The sequence below is a fragment of the Sphingobium estronivorans genome, assembly GCF_008692605.1.
GTDB lineage: Bacteria > Pseudomonadota > Alphaproteobacteria > Sphingomonadales > Sphingomonadaceae > Sphingobium > Sphingobium estronivorans.
Window position 1 is genome coordinate 16,602 of record NZ_LFCT01000027.1, and the last position, 16,971, is coordinate 33,572.

The following is a 16,971-nucleotide window of genomic DNA, read 5'->3' on the forward strand; positions in this document are numbered from 1 at the left end:
GTGGGCAGCTAAGGAGGATATTCGGCGTAAATCCCTGTTCGGCGCCTTCGATTATTCGAGGAGCGGAGACCATCCAAGCCGAACAGCCGCGTGCCGATAATCTGCCTCAGTTCCCCGAAATTCGCGCCAGTTTGACTATGAGTGAGAGGGAATGATGAAATCTGTCTTATCCGCCGGTGTTGCCGGTCTTGCGATGACATTTGCCGCAGCTGCGGGCGCGCAGGACCTGCCGCAAAATAGCGCGCCGCAGCAATCCAGCAATCTTGGTGATATTGTCGTGACCGCGCGGCGTTCGGCGGAAACGCTTCAGGACGTGCCCGTCGCCGTGACGGCTCTGGGCGGCGATTTCATCCAACGCCAGAATATTTCCAGTGCCGTCGACGTGCCGCAGTTCGCCCCGAACCTGACCGTCGCGCAGCAGCCCTCGAGCCTTTCTGCGGCGTCCGTGTTCATCCGTGGCATCGGCAACCAGGAACCTTCGTCCGTGTCCGAACAGGGCGTGGGCATTTATCTGGACGGCGTCTATCTCGCCCGTTCGGCAGGTGCGGTGTTCGATCTGGTCGATCTGGAACGCATCGAGGTGCTGCGTGGCCCGCAGGGCACGCTGTTCGGCCGCAACACCATCGGCGGCGCTTTGCAGCTGATCACCAAAAAGCCCGCCAATGACATGGGCGTTACCGCCAAGGCGGGATTTGCCCGTTTCAACGACTGGTATGTGCGCGCCCGGCTGGATACCGGCTATATTATCGGCGACGTGATCAAGGCGTCCATTTCGGCGCAACATCGCCAGTCAAACGGCTTTGTGAACAACACTTTGACGCCGTCGTCGGAGGATCCGGGCGCGCTTAATGCCGAATCGCTCGCCGTCGGCCTCCAGGGCGACTTTGGCGACCTGACCGTCAATTATAATTTCGATTATGACGACCGCCGGGGGACGCCGAGCTTTTTCCAGATCGTCGCCGCGACGCCGCTGGCGCAGGATTATTATTCACAATCGCCCAGCTATGGCGGCGCGCCCTTCCTGGTCAATCCGGTGCGGCAGGGGACGGTGCAGCAGGCGGGCTTCATCGATCGCAATGGCGATTTCCGCTATGGCAGCAAGACTCGCGTGCAGGGCCACGGCCTGACGCTCAGTTACGAGGCGACGCCGGAACTGACGCTCAAGTCGATCACCGGCTATCGCAAATTCTTTCAGGACACCATCCTGAACCTGTCGGGCAACGGTGTCCTGCGTGGCCCGGTGATCGACTTCACCTCGCCCACGCTCGTTTCGGTACAGCAGGTCACGCCCTATACCGGTAACAACGCGCCCCAGCGGCAGTGGCAGTTCAGTCAGGAATTTCAGGCGCTCGGCAAGGTCGGCGATGTCAACTATCTGCTCGGCATGTATTATTTCTATGAAAAGGCGAGTGAACGTAACCAGCAGGCGTTGACGGTGGTGACGCCCGTGGCGGGACTGACCGCGCTGGGCTTCGACCAGCCGACGGTGGACGCCATCACCGCTCTCAATCCTGGCCTCCAGACCGTTGGCCTTAACGCCAATCCGCTCCAGGCTTTCGGCGGCACGTCGCAGTCAATGGCGGTATTCGGGCAGATGAGTTGGAAACCGTCGGCGCTCGACGACAAGCTCGAAGTGACATTGGGCGGCCGTTATACGGGCGACGACAAGACCGTCTATCTGGCGGGCGACATCAGTCCGGTGCAGCGGGGCCGCAAGAGCTTCGACAACTTCTCCTGGCTCGCTTCGGTGTCTTACGACATCGTCCGGGACGTGATGATCTACGGCCGCGTGTCGACCGGCTATCGCTCGGGAGGCATCAATCCGCGCGCCAACACGATCAACAGTTTCGATCCCGAAAAGGCGACGGCCTATGAAGTGGGCGTGAAGTCGCAATTCCTCGACAATCGGCTGCGCCTGAACCTGGCCGGCTATGTCACGGACTATGACGATCTTCAGGTGCAGCAGTTCGCCGCGAGCAGCGCGGGCGCGACGTCCCAGATCGTCAACGCGGGCAAGGTGCAACTGTCCGGCTTCGAAGCCGAGATGACGGCACTGCCGTTCGCCGGTTTCCAGATCGACGGATCGGTCGGTTATGTGAAGACGAAATATAAAAGCTTCTTCTTCACCCCGACATTGGACGTCGCCGATCAGGCCAAGCCGCTTTACACGCCGAAATGGAGCGTTCACCTGGGCGCGGAATATTCCCATCCCATCGGCGATGCATTGATCCGCCTGCGCGGCGACTATTCGTACCGGACGAAAATCTATTTCAACGCGCTTGATTTCGCCAATACGACGCCGTTCAATGAAAATGTGATTTCGCCGGCGCAGAGCAACGTCAAGGCACGTCTGTCAGTAGAGGAAATCTCGCTCGGGAGCGGCAAGCTGGACGTCGGCCTGTGGGGCGACAATCTGCTCAACCAGAAGCGGCTGACCTACGGGATCGACTTCGGCCCGTTGGGCTTTGCCGGCGCGACCTTCAACAAGCCGATGACCTATGGCGTCGACGCCCGTATCCAGTTCTGATCGACTTCATCCAGTGCGGCGGTAATCCCGTCGCACTTAAAAGGGGCGCGATCCGGTTTCTGAAACCGGATCGCGCCCCTTTTTGCGTAAGCCCAGTCCGAGGAGCGCGCTGCGTTAAATCGAACGCAAATCGCGCGCTCCAGTGACGTGTTGCCGCACGATGCTCTATATGGTCGTCAGATCTTCGCGATCACCTCGTCCGCGAAGCGTGCCATGTCGTCCAGTTTCTGCTGAAGCGGCTGGGTATCTTCTTCCACGGCATAGAGGTTGCGGAAGGCGACCGGCATGTCGGTGACGCCCAGATCCGCGTGCCGCTTCACCACATCGGCGTCAATGGCGCCCATGGCGGTCGCGAAGATGCGGAACGGCTTGTCGAGCGTGCCCGCCTCGCCGCGATATTGGGCAATCTTCGCGACGACATTGGCCAGGTCGTCGGTGCCGCCATCGCCGCCCGCATACATGAAGCCGTCATTATGCGCCGCCCGCTTGAACGCCGCGTCCGAATAGCCGCCGATCAGGATCGGCAGCGGCTTGGTCGGTACGGGGTTCAGCTTGACCGGCGACAGATCGTAAAATTCGCCATGAAATTCAAAATAGCCGCCCGCGCAGAGGCCGCGCACGATTTCGATGCATTCGTCGAACCGCTTGCCGCGCTTGGCGAAGGATACGCCCATGGCTTCATAATCTTCGGGCCAGACGCTAAGGCCCACGCCCAGGTTGAAGCGGTTGTTGGTCAATGCCGCGATGGATGCGGCCAGCTTGGCCGAATAGAGCGGCGGGCGGACGGGAAGCTTGACGACATTGGTCGTCATTTCCAGCGTCTTCGTTGCCGTGCCGATCGCCGTGGCAAGGATGAAGCTTTCGATGAAGGGCTTGTTTTCAAGAAATTCCCGCCCGCCATCTTCGGTGTAGCTGTAGCTGGTGTCCGAAGCCTTGGGATAGATCAGGCTGTCGGGAATGGTGAAACCGGCATAGCCATGCGCTTCCGCAGCCTGGGCCAGCGGAACATAATTGGTGATGGCCGTCATGCTTTCGGCATAGTGAAACCGCATCTTGATCTCCTGTTTGTGGGAAAGGGGGGAGGCGGCGCGCGCCACTTCCCCCTGATTTGATGTCAGCGTCCCATCGCCGCGACGGCTTCGGCGGCGCCGCGGATCGCGCCCTCGATATAGGTAACGCCGGTGCCGTCGCCGATCTCCGTCACGTCATGGCCAGCGGCGCGCAAGGCGTCGGCCAGCGTCGAATCGCCATGCGCGCCCATTGCGACGACGACATGATCGGCGGCGATGTCTTGCGCTTCGCCCGCCTCGCTGGTGAAGCTGACCGCGCTCTTGCCGATGCGGATGTCCTTGGCGCCGGGGAACATGGCGACGCCATGTTCGCGCAGTTCGGCCAGCAAGCGCATCCGCCGCACCAGCAGCAGCCCGCCGCCGAAGCGGGGCGCTTCGCCGACGATGGTGACTTCACGCCCGCGTTCCATCAGGAATTCGGCCAGTTCGCAGCCGACCAGCTCGCCGCCGATGATCACGACCTTCTTGCCCAGCGGCATCCAAGTGTGGGTCGCCTTGCGCACGAGGTCGAGATTGGCGGTCGCGCCGGTGGCCGCGCCGACCTTGGTCGCGATGCGCGTCGCCCAGCTCGTCTTGCGGCGGATCGAGGCGCTGTCTTCGCCCAGCATCATGCCGCGCAGATCGTCGCCGGACAGCACGAAGTCCTGATCATTGCCCGGAATGGGCGGCATGTCGCGGACCGCGCCGACCGCCACGATCACCTTGTCGGGCTTCAAGCTGGCGATGAGTTCGGGCGTCGCCTGGGTCTTCAGCCGGACATCGACCGAGGACTTGTCGATCTCCCGCTTGAGCCAGTTGAGCAGCCGCTCATTGGGTTCATAGGCCAAAGCGGCAAAGCGCAGCGTCCCGCCCAGCCGGTCCGATTTCTCGATCAGGGTGACCTTCGCGCCGGCCTGATTCAGCCGCCGCGCGGCCTCCATCCCGCCGGGGCCGCCGCCGACGATGACGACATGGCCGGGAACGGCGGCGGGCGACCAGTCCAGATCCTCATAGCCCGTTTCCGACCGCACGGCGCAACGCACCTGCTCACGCAGATAGGCGGTCGACACGCAGGTGTAGCAATAGATGCAGGGGCGGATGTCGTCCGTCCGGCCTTCCGCTAGCTTCACCGGCAGGTCGGGGTCGGCCAGGATCTTGCGTCCCATCGCCAGAAAGTCGAACTGGCCGTCGGTCAACGCCTTCTGGCCCCGATCCAGTTCCACCCGGCCCGATGCGATCACCGGAATATTCACGACCTTGCGGATCGCGGCGGCGAATTCGAGATGGACGCCGGGTTCATGCGGAATGTTGGAGGCCGAGTGCAGCTTGCCCTGTCCGGTGTCGTGATAGGCGGTGACGGTAATGCCGTCTGCGCCCGCCGCCTCGACCATCGGCGCGAGTTCCAGCGCATGTTCGATAGCGATGCCGTTCTTCTTGCCGATTTCGCGCGAGTCCATCTTGACCCACATCGGGAAGTCCGGGCCGACGGCTTCGCGCACGGCGCGCACCACTTCCAGCAACAGCCGCGCGCGGCCCTTCAGGTCGCCGCCATATTCGTCGGTGCGCGTGTTGGTCGCGGGCGACATGAAGGAGGAGAGGAGATAGCCATGGCCGCCATGGATTTCGATGCCGTCGAATCCCGCAGCCTTGGAGCGCCCGGCGGCGGCCGCGAACTGCTGCACCGCAACCGCGATATCCTCTTTCGTTAGCACTTTGATTTCCGGCACGACAGTCCCGGCAAAGCGGCCCATTTCTTCCGGTAGGAAATAACTGGGGAAATCGCCCGAGAAAGCGGGAGGAATCGATGGAGCCCAGAGCGGATGGCCGCCGTCGTCGGCGGAATAACCCGCCACCAGGCCGCCATGGTGAAGCTGCGACGCGATCCGGCCGCCTGCCGCATGCACGGCGTCGACCAGGCGTTTCAGTCCCGGCAGGAAGCGATCGTCGGAAATCGCCGTCTGATTGGGCTGCACCGCGCCCACCGGCCAGGCGACGCCCGTCACTCCCATCACGATCATGCCCGCGCCGCCCTTGGCGTGAGCGACATGATAATTGATCAGGCGATCGCCCACCGACCCGTCTTCCTCGGCCAGGCTGACGCCCATGGCGGTGACGAAAATGCGGTTGGCGACGGTCAGCGAGCCGATCCGCCCCGGACTGGACAAGGTGGTGGTCCCCGAGGTCGTCCGGGGGGAAGTGGCCGCAGACATGGTGTCTCTCCTAAACATAGCGATGCGTAACTTTGACCTTTATCTATCACGCCAAAGAGCGCTAGTCCTGTCAAATAATTTTGTATCGCGTAGATTCCTTGCGGTTTGGGAGGAGAGTGATGTCACAGCCTTGGCTCGATCGGATGGCGCTGCACGATCTGGTGATGCGCTATTGCCGGGGATGCGACCGACGCGACTTCGCGCTCGTTCGCTCGCTTTATCATGACGATGCGCTCGACGATCACGGCACCATGTTCAGCGGTGGGCCGGATGCGTTCGTCGCCTGGCTGCGTGAAACGACGGAGCAATGGGATCTGACGCGCCACAGCATCTACAACAGCCTGTTCGTGATTGACGGGGATCGGGCCGAAGGCGAACATTATGTGGAGGCATGGCACCGCACGCGCGGGCCGGACGCCAGGCAGTATATCGTATTGGGCCGCTATCTTGACCGCTATGAACGGCGCGAGGGGGTGTGGAAATTCCTCTATCGCAGTCTGGTGTTCGACCATGGATCGATCGTCCCGGTGGATCAGGAGGCAATGGAGATCATGCGCAAGGATGCCCCCAATGGCCGCATGGATCGTGCCGATCCGTCCTTTTCCTATCCTTTGCTGGCGGGGCTGGGCGCATGAGGGGGGCGGTCTGGGACGGGACGTCGCTGTTCGTCAGCAACCGCCTGACGCTGCGTCCCGTGGGTGCGGGAGAGGTGCGGCTGCGGGTGCTGCGGTCGGGCATCTGTCATAGCGATCTTGCGATGATGACGCCTCATCTCCCCATGTTGCCGGTAGTGCTGGGGCATGAGGCGGCGGGCGAGATCGCGGAATTGGGCGCGGGCGTCGAAGGCTGGGCGGTGGGCGACCGTGTGGCTGTCGGCACGCAGACGCCCTGTGGCGAATGCCGCGAGTGTCGTCGGGGCGAGCCGCATAATTGCGACATAAATTGGGGATTTGTCCCCAGCTATCCCTTTTCGCTGGATGGCAAGCCCGTGGCATCCTTCGCCAACGTCTCCTCCTTTGCCGGGGAAATCGTGGTGAAGGCATCGCAGATTTTTGCCATTGCCGACATGCCGCCCGAACAGGCTGCGCTGATCGGCTGCGCGGTGTCCACCGGCGTATGTGCGTCGCGTGTGCTGGGTCGCGTGCGCGCCGGTGACAATGTCGTGATATTCGGTGTCGGCGGGATCGGCGTCAACGCGATACAGGGCGCCGCGCAGGAAGGGGCGCATGTGATCGCGATCGACGCCAACCCGGCCAAGGAAGCCGTGGCACGGCAATTCGGCGCGTCCGCCTTCATGTTGGCCGACCCGGCGCAGGACAGCGCTACCGCCGCCGCGATGCTGGCGCAGGAACATGGTCCGATCGATGTCGTCGTGGAGTGCAGCGGCGCGGTCGGCGCGATAGAAACCGCGTTGCGCTGCACGAAGCGCGGCGGGCGCGTGGTGCTGATCGGCATGTCCAAACCGGGCGCGCAGGCGTCGGTGCCGCTCGACAGCTTCGTTACGGGGGGCGAGGTGATCGCCACCATGAACGGCGGGGCCTTGCCGGGCCGGGATTATCCTGAACTGATCGCGCAGGCGCGGGACGGGCGGTTGAATCTGGCCGATCAGGTCAGCGGCGTTTGGCCGCTGGACCGAATTGGAGAGGCGATTGCCGCTCTGAAGGCCGGTGAGGTTACGCGCGCGCTGGTCGATCACCAACGTTGAGCGCCGCTCCGGCGCGGCTCCGCCTGCCCGGGCTGCCGGCATGAAACTGCGCGGCGGCCGTCTCGTAACTGCGCCGCGCTGCGTCCTCCAGCGGCAAGGCGCGCAAGGCGTCGGACAGGATTTCCACGCCATAGGGTCCGGCATAGCCCGTGCTTTCGACCGCCGCGATGAAGGACGGCAGGTCGAATTCGCCTTCCCCGCAAAGATGGCGATAGCGCATGGTGTCTTCAGTGATGGGTCCGCGCATCGACCGGTCGGCATCGCAAAGTTCGACCGCCTTGATGAAGGGCAGCGGAACATCCGCCACATCCTCGACCCTGCCGCCTGAGCGGACGACATGCCAGATGTCGATCAGCAGTCCTCCGTTCGGGGCGTTGGCTCGCATCACAAGCTCGAGCGCCGATGGCAGATCGGGCAGATCGGAAAAGGGGATCATCTCCAACGCCATCTGGAGGCCGTACCGGGCAGCATCCTTGCACAGCGCGGCATAATGTTCGGCCAGATCGTCGATATTCCGGCCTTGCCCGCCGAAGGGCGGCATGACCTTCACATGACGCGCGCCCAGTTCATCGGCGGCGCGAAACAGGTCCGACCGCGCGGCGTCGGACCAAAGGCGCAACTCTCCGTCCGCGAACCATTCCGCCAGATATTCCAGTTCGATGACGGTCAGCCCCGCATCGGACAAATGGGCGCGGAGCGTCGCATAATCGCCGCCGCGTTCCCGCCACAGTCTGAGGTCGCCGAGCCAGAAGCCGAACCCTGTATAGCCAGCCCTGGCCGCTGCCTCGATCCGCTGTTCCAGCGGCCAGAGGCTGCAATTGTCCGGTTGATCGGCACGGACATTGCCGGCGGTCGTCCAGCAAGTGGCGATGAGATCGGGGACAGAGCGGCGATCCGTCATCGGCGGCTCGTTCCCACCGCTCATCTGTCCCTGAACTCCGGCGCGCGCTTGTCGAGAAAGGCCGCGACTGCTCCATGATGATCCTCGGTCTGGTGAGCGAGGGCCTGATAGGCTGCGGCCAGTTCCAGCAGCGACGGCAGCTTCATATGGGCGCCTTCCCGCATCAGGCGCTTGGCCATGCGCGTGGCGTGACCCGGATTGGCGGCGATCCTGCGCGCCAGTTCCAGCGCGCGGTCGAGCAAGCCGGCGCCGGGCACGACCTCCGCCACCAGGCCATATTCCAGTGCTGTCGCGGCATCGACGGCATCCCCCGTCAGCGTCATCAGGCTGGCGCGCTGCGGCCCGATCAGGCGCGGCAACAGCCATCCGCCGCCGCCGCCCGGAATGATGCCCAACTTCACATAGCTTTCGGCGACGACGGCGGTGTCGGCCATGATCCGAATATCGCACATGCAGGCAATGTCGAGGCCAAGGCCGATGGCGGGGCCATTGATCGCGGCGATGACGGGGACTTCCAGTTCACTGATCGCGGGGCCGATCATCTGCACGCTGGTGCGATAATTGTTGCGGATCTCATAGGGGGTGCCGCCGAACAGGGCGGTCCGTTCCTGCATGTCCTTCACATTGCCGCCCGCGCAAAAAGCCTTGCCCGCGCCGGTCAGCACGATGGCCCGGACTGATGGGTCGCGCGCCATGCGCGCGCAGAAATCAACGATCTCCTCGCTATCGGAGACTTTGGAAATGGCATTGCGTTCATCGGGGCGGTTGAGGCGGGCGAGGACCACCGGGCCGTCACGTTCGACTAACAGGAAGGGGTCCACGGGAAGCTCTCCTCGCCCAACGGAGCGGATGGTCGGGCCCGACCTTTTTAAGCAGCCAGTCCGCGCATCCGCAACAGCGCATCGACCTCTGGCGCGCGTCCCGCGAAGGCCTGGAAATTCTCCGATGCCGGACGGCTTGCACCCGCAGCGAGGATTTCCCGGCGGAACGCGGTCGCGCCGCCCCCCGGGATATTGCCATGGGCGAAAATCTCGAACGCGTCGGCGGACAGCAGTTCCGCCCAGAGATAGGAATAATAGCCCGCCGCATAGCCGCCCGCGAAAATATGGCTGAAGGCATGGGGAAAGCGGTTCCATGCCGGTGGATGCACCACCGCGACGGCGGCGCGAACCTGATCCAGCTTGGCAAGGACCTGTGCGCCTCTGGCCGGATCATAATCGCGATGGAGCAACAGGTCGAAGGTCGCGAACTCGATCTGGCGCAGGATCGCCAGTCCCGCCTGGAACTGGCGCGCGGCCAGCAGCCGGTCGAACATGGCGTCGGGCAACGGCTCGCCGGTATCGATATGGCCGGACAGGCCGATCAGCGTGTCCCTGTCCCAGGCGAAATTCTCCATGAACTGGCTGGGCAATTCCACCGCGTCCCATTCTACACCATTGATGCCGCCGATGGACGGAAGATCCACCTCCGTCAGCAGATGATGCAGCACATGGCCGAATTCATGGAACAGCGTCTCCACATCGTTATGCGTGAGCAGGGACGGCCTGCCCCCCGCAGGCGGCGCGAAATTGGTGGTGAGATAGGCGATGGGCCGGTGGAAACGGCCGGCGTCGCGGAAGCGGGAGCGGCATACGTCCATCCAGGCGCCGCCGCGCTTGCCAGCGCGGGCGAAGAGATCGAGATAGACCCCCGCCACGACCGCGCCATCGGCGTTGAGGACATCGTAAAACAGCACATCGGGGTGCCAGACCGACACGCCTTCCCGCGCGATCAGGCGAATGCCGAACAGCCGCTCGATCAGGGCCTGCGTTCCGGCGATCACGCGCGGCAGGGGGAAATAGGCCTTCAACGCTTCCTGATCGACGCCGTGCAGGGTGCGGCGCATCGCTTCGGCCACATAGGAAAGATCCCAGGGCTGAAGGTCGTTGAGGTCAAGATGTTCGGCGGCGAAGGCGCGGGCCTCGGCCAGTTCGTCCGTCGCCACCGGCTTTGCGCGGCGGGCGAGGTCGGCCAGGAATTCCAGCGCCTCATCGGCGTCGGTGGCCATTTTGGTTTCCAGCGAATGAGCGGCGGCATCGGCGAAGCCCAATATCTGCGCCGCTTCGTGTCGCAACGCCATGATGGCGTCGATCCGTTGGCTATTGTCATGGCTTTTGTCGTCAGCCTGGTCGGAGGCGCGGGTGTTGTGGGCGCGATAGACCCGTTCCCTCAGCGCGCGATCCTTTGCGTGCAGCAGGATCGCCAGCACGCTCGGCTGGCGCAGGGTGATGAGCCAGCCCGTCAGCCCCTTTTCCTGCGCATAGGCGGCCAGAATCGCCTTGTCGCTGTCCGACACGCCGGCAAGCATCGCCTCGTCGATGATATGTTCGCTCCATGCCTCCGTCGCGTCGAGCACGGCATTGCCGAATTTGGTGCTGAGGTCGCTGAGCGCCACGCCGATGTCCAGGAAACGCTGCCGCGCCTCGCCCTCCAGCGCCACGCCCGCCAGCCGGAAGCCGCGCAGGGCAAGGTCGACCGCTCTTTTGCCGGCAGCGGGCAGGTCGACGAAATCGGGCCGGGCGGCGACGCGAGCGACCGCGTCGTGATGCGCGCGGTTTTGGCCGGCTTCCATGAGATAGGCGGTGAGTAACGCCTGCGCGGCGGCATGGGCTTCGCGCAATTCGGGCGTGTCGGCGACCGACGCCAGATGACCGACCGGCGACCATGTGCGCGACAGCAGGAAGTCGGCGCGCTCGGCCGCCAGGATCACCTCGTCGAAATCATCCGTGCCGCCAGCGGCGATCGCTTCGACGGCTGCGCGGTGTGCGGCGATCGCGTCTTCCATGGCCGGGACGACATGGGAGGGTTGGATTGCCGCGAAATCGGGCAGGTCGAGATCGGCGAGAAGGGGATTGCTGGTCATGGTCACTCGCGGTTTGGATGGTCCCCCCTAATTGGGTCATCCAGCGCGGCTCTTCAAGCGTCGATGCGCGGGCGTGATACTGCCCGATTTCCAATGGCCCAGTCCGAAACCGGGGAAACACGGCACCGTCCTTCGTTTCGGCATGGCCAGGGGGCAGGCGGTCGCGCGGCGGGACCTGGCCGGTAATCGCCTTCAGTTGCGCGAACCGATCGCTTGAGTCGTGACGGGGTTTTGCATAAATATGGCTATCCGACTGAAAAGATTGCGCGGATTTGCCTATGCTGAATTCCGATGAACTGCGCCTGTTTCTGGCCGTGATGCGAGAGGGCAATATGCTTGCCGCCGCGCGCCGGATCGGCGTGGATCACAGCACTGTCGGGCGGCGTATCGGCCATATGGAAGCGACCCTCGGCGCGCGGCTGTTCGACCGGTCCCCGCGCGGGGTGACGCCCACGCCCGCTGCCTTCGCACTGGTCCCCCATGCCGAGCGGGTCGAGAGTGAATTGCTGGCGGCGATGAACAGCATCGCCGGGCGCGACCGGGAGGTGGAGGGGACGGTGCGGCTGGCGACGCCTGAGGCCTTCGCCGCCTGTCTGGTGGCGCCTCATATTGCGGACTTCCGTGCCCGCCATCCCCGGCTGACGCTGGAACTGGCATCGGAAAGCAGGGCCAGCAGCCTGTCGAAGCGTGAAGCCGACATGGCCGTGATGCTCAAGCCGCCGCCCAGGGGCCGGCTGATAACGCGCAAGCTGGTGGACTACCGGCTGGGGCTTTATGCGTCGCGCGCCTATCTTGAGCGGCACGGCGAACCCGGTGGGCGGGCCGACCTCCATCGCCATGCCTTCATATCCTATATCGAGGAACTGGCGGGCTTTCCGGAGATGATCGCGCTCGACCAGATTTTGCCCGGTGCGCCCATCGCTTTCCGCTCGAGTTCCAGTGCGGCGCAGCATGCGGCGGTGGCGGCGGGATGCGGTATCGGCGTGTTGCACGCCTTTTCCGCGGATCAGGATGAGAGGCTGGTTCGCCTGCTGCCCGGACAGGTGGAGGTGTGGCGCAGCTATTGGCTGGTGGTGCACGCCGACCTCCAGCGATTGCCGCGCGTCCGCGCGACGGGGGAGTTTCTGGACGAAGTGGTGCGCGCGACGCGGACCCGCTTCTGAGGCTGATTGAGGCGAAGCGGCCGGGATCAGGCCGGTTCCAGCCTCTTGTGGATGATGGCGCTGGCGGCCTTGGCGTTGACCTCCGCGAAATGGTCGAACGCCGCTTCGAAATGCGCCATGCCCTGGCTGAGCGATCGCAGTTCCGCCTCCAGCCCATGCAGTTCCGCGCCGGGCAGCAAAATCTCGATCATATCCCAGCGCGACCAGCCCTCCCGGGGCGCGATCCCCAGCAACTGGCCCCTTTTGCTCGCGAGATAGGACGTCACGCGGGAGGTGGCGGTACCGGGCGCGGCGATCGAAACCTGCGCGAAGGGTTCCAGCAGATAGGGGCCTGCCCCGGCCAGCGCCTCCGCCATGGCCGTCCGCCCCGCCAGGCGAAAGGCCAGTTCGGAACTGTCCACGCTGTGGAAGCTGCCATCGATCAGCGTGACCGCCACGTCCACGACTGGAAAGCCCAAAGGCCCCTTCATCATCGCATCGCGGACGCCGATTTCGACGGCGGGAATCCATTGTTTGGGTATGGCGCCGCCGGTGATGCGTTCCTCGAACCGAAAGCCCTGATCGCGCTCCAACGGGCGGATTTCCAGAACGACGTCGCCAAACTGGCCATGGCCTCCGGACTGCTTTTTGTGCCGGCCGCGTTGGGTGACGGATTTTCGGACGGTTTCGCGGTATGCGACGGGAGGCAGATGGGTCGATATGTCGACATTATAGCGCCGCTTCAGCCGTTCGAGCGCGACGGCAAGATGTTCGTCCGTCACTCCGCGGATCAGCATTTCCTGACTCAGCGCGTCCGGCGACCAGTCCAGCCCCGCATCCTCCTCGACCAGACGCCCGATGGCGGAGGACAGCAGCACTTCATCCTTGTGATCCTTGACCGACAAGGCGAGGGCGCAGTTCGCCATGATCTTTTCCGCGGGCAAAGGGGCAGCCGCCCGCTTGCCCGCGATGCTGAGCCGATCGCCCGCCTGTACCCCGTCCAGCTTGGCAATGCCGACGACATCGCCTCGCTCGACCGAGCGCAGCTTGGCGGCGGAAGCGCCCTGCAAAGCGAACAGCGCGCCCGCGCGCAGGGGGCGGCCTTCGTCATCCACCCAGTCCGCGGTTTCCGATGCCGGTCCGCCAAACAGGCGCGTCAGCGCGAGCCGCCCGACCGGACTGCCGTTCATGATCTTGAAGACCGGCGCTGTCCCTTCGTCCAGGCCCAGACGCTGCGCTGTTTCCTCCATCGCCGGGGTGTCGTGACGCAGCATCTTCAGCAGCCGGCGCACCCCGAAACCGTTGAGCGCCGAACCGAAAAGGACGGGCACCGCCTGTCCCGCCGCCATTTCCCGATTCAGGTCGGCGAATATGAGGTCGAGGCCGGGCACCGCATCGTTCAGCAATTGCTCCAGCAATATGTCGTCATGATCGGCAAGCTGCTCCAACATATGAAAACGCGCCGCCGCCTCGATCTCCTGGATATTGGCCGGCATGGGAATGCGTTCGGACGGTTCGCCGACCCGGTAGTGAAAGGCCCGTTCCAGCGCCAGATCGACGAAGCCATCGATATGCTCGCCCGACCGGATGGGGATTTGCCGAGCCACCAACGCCGCCTTGGAGAGCGGCTGCAAGGCTTCCAGAAGTTCCTCGATGGTGGCCCGGGCCTGGTCGATCTTGTTGACGAACAGGGCATGGGGCATGCCCAGCATTTCCAGATGGCGCAAAACCGGTTCGACCTGCGGCGCCCGGGCCGGGTCGGGGTCGATCACGACCAGCGCCAGGTCCGCCATGCCCAACGCCGCCCGGCCGTCGGCGGCAAAGCCGGGGGAGCCGGGAATGTCGAGCAGGACATAATTTTCGTCCATCCAGCCGAACCGCATCAGGTTCAACTCGGTCGAACCGCCCCGCGCCCGCGCCTCCGGGCTGGCATCGCCGGTGCTGCTGCCCTGTTTGACCGCGCCGAGCCGGGGGATGGCCCCCGCCGCGAACAGCAGGGATTCCGCCAGGCTTGTCTTGCCCGTGCCCGCCGGTCCGATGAGTGCGATGACCTTCGAGCTGTTGCCGATTGCCTTCATGTCCCCTCTCCATATCTCGTGCGTCATAACCACGCGGGAGGTCGTTTGCCGGAGTCGCAAGGATCGACCCAAGCGGACTGCAAAGCAAGAGGGGGCAAGACGGAAAGGTTTATACCCGACCTGTATCGTTACAGGCCGGGTCGGGCATCAATCCAGACCCAACAATTGCCGCGAGGTTTCGTTGAGCGAGGGGTTCGCCCGATCGGCCAGGAAGGCCGCACGGCTCTCGACCGATTGCGCGGTCATCGGAGGATCGTTGTCGACCCAGAATTCACCGGCCGCGATTTTCGCGATGAAGCGGCGGCATGCCTCGTCTGTTTCCATGCCGTGGGCCGCCATCATGTGAGCCATGACCGCACGATTCCGGGCTGCGTCGGCAGGCTCGCCCTTGCCCGCCTCCGCGTCGAAGATGCTGGATTTGACCATCGCCGGAACGACCGAACTGACATGGATCGGCGCGCCCGCGACCTGCATTTCCAGATAGAGGCATTCGCTGAACGCCTGGATGGCGTGCTTGCTCATGATATAGGCGGTCTGCGTCGGCATCTGCCCAAAGGCGCCGATGGAGGCGAGATTGGCGATCCACGCCTCCTGGCCCGCGCGCAGCATATGCGGCACGAAGGCGCGTACGCCGTGAACGATGCCATGGATATTGACGTTCAGCGTCGTTTCCCACCGTTCCACCGGGATTTCCCAGGTGAAGCCCAGCGTCTCGATCCCGGCATTGTTGATCAGCAGCCGGACCGGGCCATGCCGGTCGACGACATCCTGCGCCAGCGCATCCAGCGCTTCGGGTCGGGAGACATCGACCCGGATGGCTTCGGCCTTGCCGCCCGCCGCGACGATGCCGGCAGCAACCGCTTCGGCGCGCGCGCCATCGACGTCGGTAACGATCACCGTCATGCCGATTTCGCCGCAGCGCCGCGCCAGCCCCATGCCGATCCCGGCACCCGCGCCGGTGATGACGGCGACGCCGCCGGAAAAGATCCGCTCTTCTTCAGTCATGACAACCCCTTATAATTCGACGACCGACAGGATGTGGCTATCCTTGCCGGGGAAAACATAATCCAGTTCCAGCACCATGGACTCGCCCAATGGCCCGCTGCTCAACAAGTCGGTTTCGACAAAGACCTGCACGCCGTTGCGGCCATAGGCAAAGCGGGTCACGCCGCCAAAGACCGGGGAAGCATCCAGCCGTGCGTCGATGTCCGCATCGCCGGGCCGAGGCCGGTTCACGATGATGCTGAGCCGTCCCTTGAACGCCGGATCGCTGTCCTCCAGTGCCTGGAGCGCCAGCGTGACGCGCTCCAGTTCCTCCAGAGAATCCAGCAGGGCACCCACATGGAAACTATATTCGGGGTCGCCGTCCAGCGCGGCGCGCAGGCCGGCTATGGCGGGATGCGCCTGCGGCGTACCATGGCCCAGGGCCTCCCGCGCGGCGGCGATCAGCGCCGCCTGCGCGGCGGGAACGGTGCTGAGGTAAATAATGCCATCGCCCCGCTTGCTGTGTCTTTCATCGACGACGAACCGATAAAAGTCGCCATCCGGCAAAGGGAGCTTCTGCGTTTCGACAAAGCCAATCACGTTCAGCAAGCGGGCGGCGAGCGGCCCTGCTTCCTTGCCGGGATAATGCAGGGCAACATGACCCATGGTCCGCATCTGGGGCCGCGCATCTTCCATCCATCCGCTCCCGTTCAATTGGCTGTTCTCGATGCGGAACATTATATCGGAAAACAGGATAACGCAATGACGGGTTGATCAAACCCTACGCATTATATCATCATGAAAAGACGATAATGTCATTTTGCGGATGATTTTGACAAGGAGGCCGGATTCCGCCCCATCGCCACACTACGAAAAATTAACTTTTCGAAGCTGCCCGGACTTTGCAAAAGAAGTCCGCATGAGCCTGGACGAAAAACATGGCGTGGCGGCGCTGTACGGTCTGCATCAGGCCGAATTGCGGCGTCTGCTGCTCGCCCGTACCGGCGATCCGGCGGAGGCGGAGGACCTGCTCCAGGAATTGTGGCTGCGCGTGCGGCAGCGTCCGACGGGGCCGGTCGCCAATGGCAGGGCCTATTTGTTCCGCATGGCGCAGAATATGGTGGTGGATCGCCTGCGGGAGCGCCAGCGGCGCATGGCTCGCGACCGCCGCTGGGCCGATCAGGAAACCGATTTCGCCGGGCCCGGAATTGAGCCGGTCGACCGGCATGACAATGCCGAACAGCAGATGATCGCGCGGGAGGAGGTGGCGACGCTGGTCTCTGCCATTGCCAACCTGCCCGACGGCGCGCGTCGCGTCTTTGAAATGCATAAGCTGGAAGGGCTGAACCATGCCGAGGTCGCCGCGCGGCTCGGCATCAGCAAGAGCGGCGTCGAAAAGCACATGGCGGTGGCGATGAAATATTTGCGCCGCGCCCTGCTGGGCTGGGGTAAGGGATGAACGTTGCCGTCTGG

13 protein-coding genes are annotated in these 16,971 nt (G+C 63.9%); 5 read left to right on the forward strand and 8 right to left on the reverse strand.

The window, feature by feature from the left end; genetic code table 11:
• Positions 1 to 151 precede the first annotated feature (151 nt).
• Positions 152 to 2,527, forward strand: coding sequence for a TonB-dependent receptor (locus tag F7P65_RS17715; protein WP_240334367.1), 2,376 nt, complete (start codon positions 152 to 154; stop codon positions 2,525 to 2,527).
• Between the two features lie 176 nt (positions 2,528 to 2,703).
• Here the strand turns inward: F7P65_RS17715 and F7P65_RS17720 are convergent, their stop codons facing one another.
• The gene (locus F7P65_RS17720) at positions 2,704 to 3,579 is read right to left on the reverse strand and encodes an LLM class flavin-dependent oxidoreductase (RefSeq protein ID WP_150294066.1); all 876 of its coding nucleotides are present in this window, start codon (positions 3,577 to 3,579) and stop codon (positions 2,704 to 2,706) included.
• A gap of 62 nt (positions 3,580 to 3,641) precedes the next feature.
• Entirely contained in the window at positions 3,642 to 5,786 is a 2,145-nt protein-coding gene (locus F7P65_RS17725; protein WP_150294068.1) for an oxidoreductase, read from the reverse strand.
• A gap of 119 nt (positions 5,787 to 5,905) precedes the next feature.
• Between F7P65_RS17725 and F7P65_RS17730 the strand changes: the two genes are divergently transcribed.
• Both F7P65_RS17730 and F7P65_RS17735 read left to right on the forward strand, forming a co-directional pair.
• On the forward strand, positions 5,906 to 6,421 hold the full coding sequence (locus F7P65_RS17730; RefSeq protein ID WP_150294070.1) for a nuclear transport factor 2 family protein: 516 nt from the start codon (positions 5,906 to 5,908) through the stop codon (positions 6,419 to 6,421).
• On the forward strand, positions 6,418 to 7,491 hold the full coding sequence (locus F7P65_RS17735; RefSeq protein ID WP_150294072.1) for an alcohol dehydrogenase catalytic domain-containing protein: 1,074 nt from the start codon (positions 6,418 to 6,420) through the stop codon (positions 7,489 to 7,491). Before F7P65_RS17730 ends, F7P65_RS17735 begins: the two co-directional genes overlap by 4 nt.
• On the opposite strand, the gene F7P65_RS17740 is transcribed toward F7P65_RS17735, so the two are convergent.
• The 3 genes from F7P65_RS17740 to F7P65_RS17750 are packed head-to-tail and all read right to left on the reverse strand — an operon-like array spanning position 7,460 to position 11,294.
• Complete coding sequence (locus tag F7P65_RS17740; RefSeq protein ID WP_240334368.1) at positions 7,460 to 8,416, reverse strand: sugar phosphate isomerase/epimerase family protein; 957 nt, start codon at positions 8,414 to 8,416, stop codon at positions 7,460 to 7,462. The two genes, F7P65_RS17735 and F7P65_RS17740, sit on opposite strands and share 32 nt — an antisense overlap.
• Positions 8,413 to 9,213, reverse strand: a complete 801-nt coding sequence (locus tag F7P65_RS17745; protein ID WP_150294074.1) for a crotonase/enoyl-CoA hydratase family protein — start codon at positions 9,211 to 9,213, stop codon at positions 8,413 to 8,415. Before F7P65_RS17745 ends, F7P65_RS17740 begins: the two co-directional genes overlap by 4 nt.
• Before the next feature lie 47 nt (positions 9,214 to 9,260).
• Positions 9,261 to 11,294 (reverse strand): M3 family metallopeptidase, encoded by a 2,034-nt coding sequence (locus F7P65_RS17750; RefSeq protein WP_150294076.1) that lies wholly within the window; start codon positions 11,292 to 11,294, stop codon positions 9,261 to 9,263.
• Between the two features lie 278 nt (positions 11,295 to 11,572).
• Here F7P65_RS17750 and F7P65_RS17755 point away from each other — a divergent pair, with 278 nt between their 5' ends.
• Positions 11,573 to 12,457 (forward strand): LysR family transcriptional regulator, encoded by an 885-nt coding sequence (locus tag F7P65_RS17755; protein WP_150294078.1) that lies wholly within the window; start codon positions 11,573 to 11,575, stop codon positions 12,455 to 12,457.
• 26 nt (positions 12,458 to 12,483) lie between these two features.
• Here F7P65_RS17755 and F7P65_RS17760 read toward each other — a convergent pair whose 3' ends face one another.
• The 3 genes from F7P65_RS17760 to F7P65_RS17770 all read right to left on the reverse strand — a co-directional run bounded on the left by F7P65_RS17760 (position 12,484) and on the right by F7P65_RS17770 (position 16,194).
• On the reverse strand, positions 12,484 to 14,514 hold the full coding sequence (locus F7P65_RS17760; protein WP_150294080.1) for an elongation factor G: 2,031 nt from the start codon (positions 14,512 to 14,514) through the stop codon (positions 12,484 to 12,486).
• A gap of 147 nt (positions 14,515 to 14,661) precedes the next feature.
• The gene (locus tag F7P65_RS17765; protein WP_150294082.1) at positions 14,662 to 15,519 is read right to left on the reverse strand and encodes an SDR family NAD(P)-dependent oxidoreductase; all 858 of its coding nucleotides are present in this window, start codon (positions 15,517 to 15,519) and stop codon (positions 14,662 to 14,664) included.
• Between the two features lie 9 nt (positions 15,520 to 15,528).
• The gene (locus F7P65_RS17770) at positions 15,529 to 16,194 is read right to left on the reverse strand and encodes a hypothetical protein (RefSeq protein ID WP_150294166.1); all 666 of its coding nucleotides are present in this window, start codon (positions 16,192 to 16,194) and stop codon (positions 15,529 to 15,531) included.
• A gap of 223 nt (positions 16,195 to 16,417) precedes the next feature.
• Between F7P65_RS17770 and F7P65_RS17775 the strand changes: the two genes are divergently transcribed.
• Positions 16,418 to 16,957: an RNA polymerase sigma factor gene (locus F7P65_RS17775; RefSeq protein WP_150294084.1), complete on the forward strand. Its 540-nt coding sequence runs from the start codon at positions 16,418 to 16,420 to the stop codon at positions 16,955 to 16,957.
• The last annotated feature ends 14 nt before the right edge of the window (positions 16,958 to 16,971 follow it).